Origin of the sequence: Actinoallomurus acaciae (genome assembly GCF_042429965.1) — a bacterium.
In the GTDB taxonomy this organism is placed as follows: Bacteria; Actinomycetota; Actinomycetes; order Streptosporangiales; family Streptosporangiaceae; genus Actinoallomurus; species Actinoallomurus acaciae.
Genome location: NZ_JBHLZP010000478.1, coordinates 1 through 6,095, shown reverse-complemented (window position 1 = coordinate 6,095; position 6,095 = coordinate 1). Strand labels below are relative to the sequence as shown.

The window sequence follows — 6,095 nt, the reverse complement described above, 5'->3', positions numbered from 1 at the left end:
CCGGCGACCGCCGCCCGCCTGGCTGCTGTCCACACTCGGCCGGCCGGAGGACGGCCTCGGCTGGCTCCCCGCACCGCTCGCCGACGTCGTGCTCCGCCAGGCCGCCCTCTGGCCGCCGCCTGCGACCGCGCCTCCGTACGCGTCGTGGGGCCGCAGGCTGGCCGCCGCGCTGCTCGACGGCCTGTTCGTCGTGCCGCCGATCCTGTGCTACTTCGCCTACCTCTTCGCGGTCGTGTGGGCCCGCGAGAACATCACCGCGCTCAACAGGGGCGTCGCGATCTCCACGACCCGGGCCACCATCCCCATCGTGGCCTTCATCTGCCTGATCACCTTCTTCGTGCTGCTGGTGCGGACCCTCGTACGGGAGGGCCGCACCGGGCAGAGCCCCGGGAAACGGATTTTGCAGATCGAACTGCTCGACGCCCGCACCGGCCGGCCGGTCGGCGTCGGACGGGCCCTGGTCCGGCGGCTCGCCCACGTGCTGGACTCGCTGCCGTGCCATCTCGGCTTCCTCTGGCCGCTCTGGGACGCCGAGCACCAGACGTTCGCCGACAAGCTCGTCCACACCGTCGTGCTGGATCGCCCCGGCCGGGGCCCGGCCATGGGGGGCTAGCCCCACCCTCACCCGGCGTGCCAGCCGCATGGGAGCGACGACGGTCGTCCCGTAGCGTTCTTCTCGAACCGACTTTCGAGGAGTCATCCGTGAAGAGCCGTAGTGCGGCGATCGTCGTCGCCCTCACCGCACTGACCGCGTCGGGTTGCGGCGTCGGCGTGCATTTCGCCGACTACCGGCACACCACCACCATGAACGACACGCACGTCTCCGGGGTCACGAGCGTGCAGGTCAACGCGGGCGACGGGCACGTGGTCGTGACGAGGGCCAGTGGCAACGACGTGACGGTCCACCGGGTGGTGCACTACCAGAGCGGCACTCCCCACCCCGGTCAGCAGGTGAGCGACGGGACGCTGAGCTTCAGCACCGGCTGCAGGCGGTGCCGGATCGACTATGACCTGGCCGTCCCCGCCTCGGTCAGCGTACGTGCCCACACGGACAGCGGCCGGGTGAACGTCACGGGCGTCCGGGCCGCCGACGCGAGCACCGACTCCGGCTCGGTGACCGTACGCCACGTCACCGGCGACGTGAGCGCCCGGTCCGACTCCGGCGCGGTGACGCTGCAGGACGTCGGCGGCACCCTCCAGGCGAGCACGGACTCGGGGTCGATCGGCGCGATCGAGCTCCGCTCGGCGAGCGCGACGGCCGCCAGCGACTCCGGCTCCATCCGGCTCGCGTTCACCTCGGCTCCGCAGAACGTCCGGATGAACAACGACTCCGGGTCACTGCGCCTGGCCGTCCCCGGCGGCCCGTACAACGTGGACGTGCGCACCGACTCGGGCAGCCGGCACATCGGCGTGCCCACCGCCTCCGGCGCGTCGGCACGGCTCACGCTGCACACCGACTCGGGCAGTGTGAACATCGTTCCAGCCGGTCAATGACGGTTTCGGCTCCGGCCTGGGCCGGATGACCCTCTCAGTCCGATGCGATGATCTCCTCCAGGGTCGTCTCCCGTAGTTCGTCCTCCAGCAGCAGCCAGCGCGTGATGCCTGCCGCCTTCAGGAACGGCAGGTCGTGGCTCGCGACGATGAGCGCCCCCTCGTACGACGCGAGCGCGCCGGTGAGCCGCCGGACGCTCGGCGCGTCGAGGTTGTTGGTCGGCTCGTCGAGCATCAGCAGCTGGGGCGCCGGTTCGGCGAGCATCATCGCGGCGAGCGCCGCGCGGAAGCGCTCGCCGCCGGAGAGGGTGCCGGCCGGCTGGTCCGCCCGCGCCCCCTTGACCAGGAAGCGGGCGAGCTGGGCGCGGATGTGGTTGTCGGTCATGCCGGGCGCCTGGCGGGTGACGTTCGCGGCGACGCTGAGGTCGTCGTCCAGCACGTCGAGACGCTGCGGGAGGAACCGCAGCGGCACATACGTCTTCGCCTCGCCGGCCAGCGGCGGCAGCTCGCCGGTGAGCGTGCGCAGGAGAGAGGTCTTCCCGGAGCCGTTACGCCCGACGAGGGCGATCCGCTCGGGCCCGTGCACCTCCAGGTCGGCCGCGCGCAGCCGTCCGTACCGGGGCCGTACGCCGCGCAGGCCGAGCACGGTGCGCCCGGCGGGCACGGCGGTGTGCGGGAGGCTCACGCGGATCTCGTCGTCGTCGCGTACGGCGTCCGCCGCCTCTTCGAGCCGGTCGCGGGCCTCGCCGAGCCGGTCCTCGTGAAGATTGCGCAGCTTGCCCGCCGACTCCTGCGCGGACCGCTTCTTGGCACCGGCGATGATCTTCGGCGCCCGCCGCTCGAGGTCCATCTTCCGGCTGTTGCGCCGGCGCCGGGCGATCTTGATCTGGGTCTCCTCCAGCTCCCGCTTCTGCCGGCGTACGTCCGCCTCCGCGGCGCGCAGCATCCGCCCGGCCGCCTCCTGCTCGATCGCCACGCCCTCCTGGTACGCCGACCAGCCGCCGCCGTACCAGGACACCGCGCCGGCCCGGAGCTCGGCGATGCGATCGACGCGTTCGAGCAGCTCCTGGTCGTGGCTGACCACGACCAGGATGCCGGAGCGCCGGGCGTCGACGGCCTCGTACAGCCGCCGGCGAGCGTGCAGGTCGAGGTTGTTGGTCGGCTCGTCCAGCAGGAGGACGTCGGGGCGCTCCAGGAGCAGGGCGGCGAGGCGCAGCAGGACGGTCTCGCCACCGGAGATCTCCCCCACCGTACGGTCCAGGCCGATGCCGTCGAGCCCGAGCGAACCGAGCATGGCGAGGGCGCGTTCTTCGACGTCCCAGTCGTCGCCGACGGTCTCGAAGTGCTCCTCCCGCACGTCGCCGCTCTCGATCGCGCGCAGGGACCTGCGCCGGTCGGCGATCCCGAGCGCCTCGTCGACCTGGAGGGCGGTGTCGAGGGTGATGGTCTGCGGGAGGTAGGCCAGGCCGCCGCGGACCCCGACCGAGCCGGCCGAGGGTTTCAGCCGCCCCGCGAACAGCCGGAGCAGGGTCGACTTCCCGGAGCCGTTGGCCCCGGCCAGCCCGGTGCGTCCCGGAGGAAAACCGAGGGACAGCCCGTCGAAGACGGGCGTGCCGTCCGGCCAGGCGAACGAGAGAGCGGAGCAGGTCAGGGATGCGCTCATGACGAATCCTTCGCGGTCGTGATGTTCGGGGCGTCATCTGCGAACACCACGCGGCGAAGCGGAGCGCTTTGAGAAAGGCTCGTACACCGAGGTCGCCGCCACGCGTCGTCGTACGGCGGAGCCGTACCGCATGGTGATCGCGAACCTCAGACGAGCAACATCCACCTCTATCGCCGGCAACAGGACCGAGCCGATGGTAGGCAGGCCTGGAACCGGCGGGCAAGCGTGTTTTCGGCGGAGCCCGCCGATCAGCCGAGGAAGGCGGGCCTGAGCACGTCCTCGCACCACTGGCGGAAGGTGGTGGGGCTGCTGGACTCCGGGGTACGCGGCTCGGCGTTGTAGACGCCCTGGTCGACCTCGGTGAGCAGGTCGACCAGGCCCTGGGCCCAGCCCTCGCTCATCCCGTTCCGCATCAGGCCGGCCTTGAACGCGTCGCCGGGAACCCGCTGGTATCGAATCGGCCGCTCCAGCACCTCGGACATGATCTGCGCCATCTCGTTGTAGGACAGGTCCTCGGGCCCGAGTATCGGAACGTCGGCCTGCCCGCTCCAGGAATCGTCGAGCAGCAGCCTGGCCGCGGTGGCCGCGACGTCACGGGTGGCGCACGCCGGGAGCCGGCGGTCCCCGGACACCGGGAAGAAGAACATGCCCTGGCTCCTGAGCGGCCCGATCTGCTGGAGCAGGTTCTCCATGAACCCCGGCATCCGCAGGGCCCGGCGGCTCACGCCGGTGCTCTCGATCATCTCGTCCATGATCAGTGACGTCGCCCCGTGCCCCTGTCGCGGATCCCCGTCACCGCGCAGGGCCGAGATGTAGACCAGGCGCTGGACGCTCTGGCTCTCGACGGCCTCGCACAGCGTTCGCGTGAACTCCAGGGCAGGGCCCCGCATGCCGTCGGCGGCAGGGGTCGGCGGCACGAGCCAGAACACGCCGGCGGCCCCCTCGAACGCCTTGGCGACGACGCCGACGTCGTCCAATGACCCCTGCACGACCTCGACGCGCTCGCGGACTCGCGAGGGAAGGCGAGACGGGTCACGCGCGAGCACGCGGACCGGCACGCCATCGCCGAGGACGCCGTCGAGGACCTGATGGCCGATCTGGCCGGTGGGAGTGGTGATGACGATCACGAGACCTCTGACCCTCGTTCGATTCGGATCGGAAGCGGAATTTCGCTTCCTCTTCTTGACGGTGGGTACGTTACGGAATCCAGATTCCGGTTGTCAATCGCTCGGAGACGCCGGTGCCCTACCGGATAGAGTGCGCCGGTGCTGGATGGACTGGACGACGTCGAATGGTCTGAGCTGAGTCACGCGTACGGAGACGCCGGCGACGTCCCCGGCCTGCTGCGCCGGGCGGCCTCGGGCGGAGACGCGACCGAGGAGGCCTTCTCGGAGATCATCGGCTGCCTCTTCCACCAGGGCACCGTCTACTCCGCGACGGTGGCGGCCGTGCCGTTCCTCACCGAACTGGCGCGGTATGCACCCGCGCGGCGCAGCGAGTTCGTCTGGCTGCTCGGCATGTTGTCCGATCCGCACCATGCCCACGGCTCCGCGTTCGACGCGGTCAAGGCGGCGATCAGCGCGGACGCCGACGTCCTGGTGGCACTACTGGGCGACGCCGACCCGCAGGTACGCGCGGCCTCCGCGTACGCCCTCGCCCAGTGCGCCGCGCCATCGGGACCGCTGTGGGACCGCTGGGCGGTCGAGGACGACGAGGAGGTGCGTCCCTCGCTCACGCTCGCGCTCGGTCTGCTCGACCCGGCCCGAGCCGCCGAGGATCTCAACCGCGCCGTCGTGCACGCTCCGCCGACGGAGCGGGTCGCCGCCGCCCTGGCGCTGGCGCGGAACGGCGAGACGTGACCGGACGGTGCGACGGCCGCCATCGTCGGCGCCATGGACGAGGCCGAGATCGACTATGCCTGGCAGCAGCACGGCGAGTGGACCGACGAACTGCTGGTCGTGACGGATGACGCCTCCGTTGCCGCCCTCCTGGGCCAGATGCTCTCGGCGCCTTCGGCGTCGGTCCGCCGTGCGGCCGTGTGGGGGCTGACGGTGCGCGGCCAGGCCCGGCGTACGGCTCCGGCGCTGCTGTTGCCGATGGTGCGCCCGCTGCTGGACGACCCGGACGAGGGCGTACGCGACGAGGTCATCGGGGCGCTGCGCAGGTCCGGACGCGCCTCCGCGCGGTTCGCCGACGAGCTCCATGCGGTGGCGGCACGCTACCCGCGGACGGCGCATCAGGTGGCGATCACCCCGGAGCTCAAGGCCGTGGAGACGCTGATGCTGCTCGGCGATCCCGGCTGGATCGACCCGGTCTGCGCGGCCGTCGCCGAGGATCACGACACGAGGCGGATACGGCTCTTGCACCAGGGCATGCCGTGGAGCCGGCGGACGTTCGACGAGGCGCGGCGGCGGCTGGCCGGGCTGGGAGACGCGGACACCGCGGTGATATCGGTCCTGGCCACGGTCCTCGGTCAGTGGGGCTCCGACGCCGCGCCCGCCGTTCCCGAGCTGGTGGCGGTCCTGCCGCACGCGGGCGAGGCGGTGTCCCGCGCGCTGTCGCGGGTGGGCCACGCCGTTCCGGAGACGGAGCCGTACCTGCGGGAGTTCGCCGAACGGACCGGCGACCTGGAGGCCGCCATGGACGTGTGGCGCATGACCGGGGATCCGAAGTGCCTGGTCGACGGCCTGAACGGGCTCCTGACGGCCGACGGGGCACGGCCGCCCAGGACGGCGCCCGACATCGATGAGATGGGCGCCCACCTGCTGCCCTTGGTCCCCGCCGCACGCCACCACCTCACCGGCGCCGCGGCCGCGACATATCCGGGACGCGACGTACAGGTTCTCGCCGCCCGCGTGCTGTCGGCGACCGGCGACCCGGCGCCTGCGCTGCCGACCGTCCGCGCCGTCCTCGCCGCCGGGGGCACGTCCGCGAGCCGGGC

Annotated in this window: 6 protein-coding genes; 4 read left to right on the top strand and 2 right to left on the bottom strand. The window is 72.0% G+C overall.

The features are described from left to right. The coding region (locus ACFFNX_RS39205; RefSeq protein WP_378211220.1) for an RDD family protein at positions 1–613 on the top strand (613 nt) is incomplete at its 5' end. An 89-nt stretch (positions 614–702) separates the two neighbouring features. Further along, entirely contained in the window at positions 703–1,494 is a 792-nt protein-coding gene (locus ACFFNX_RS39200; protein ID WP_378211218.1) for a DUF4097 family beta strand repeat-containing protein, read from the top strand. A 34-nt stretch (positions 1,495–1,528) separates the two neighbouring features. Here ACFFNX_RS39200 and ACFFNX_RS39195 read toward each other — a convergent pair whose 3' ends face one another. Together ACFFNX_RS39195 and ACFFNX_RS39190 are read right to left on the bottom strand one after the other, a co-directional pair. Beyond that, the gene (locus ACFFNX_RS39195; protein ID WP_378211217.1) at positions 1,529–3,154 is read right to left on the bottom strand and encodes an ABC-F family ATP-binding cassette domain-containing protein; all 1,626 of its coding nucleotides are present in this window, start codon (positions 3,152–3,154) and stop codon (positions 1,529–1,531) included. A 248-nt stretch (positions 3,155–3,402) separates the two neighbouring features. After that, positions 3,403–4,281: an NmrA family NAD(P)-binding protein gene (locus ACFFNX_RS39190; RefSeq protein WP_378211216.1), complete on the bottom strand. Its 879-nt coding sequence runs from the start codon at positions 4,279–4,281 to the stop codon at positions 3,403–3,405. 138 nt (positions 4,282–4,419) lie between these two features. Between ACFFNX_RS39190 and ACFFNX_RS39185 the strand changes: the two genes are divergently transcribed. Together ACFFNX_RS39185 and ACFFNX_RS39180 are read left to right on the top strand one after the other, a co-directional pair. Further along, a complete protein-coding gene (locus tag ACFFNX_RS39185) occupies positions 4,420–5,013 on the top strand; it encodes a HEAT repeat domain-containing protein (RefSeq protein ID WP_378211215.1) in 594 nt (197 codons plus the stop codon). A gap of 33 nt (positions 5,014–5,046) precedes the next feature. Beyond that, a partial coding sequence (locus ACFFNX_RS39180; RefSeq protein ID WP_378211214.1) for a HEAT repeat domain-containing protein occupies positions 5,047–6,095 on the top strand: 1,049 nt, incomplete at its 3' end.

Coding starts and splice junctions, on each gene's coding strand:
- ACFFNX_RS39195 (WP_378211217.1), bottom strand. CDS start 3,154: ATGAGCGCATCCCTGACCTGCTCCGCTCTCTCGTTCGCCTGGCCGGAC.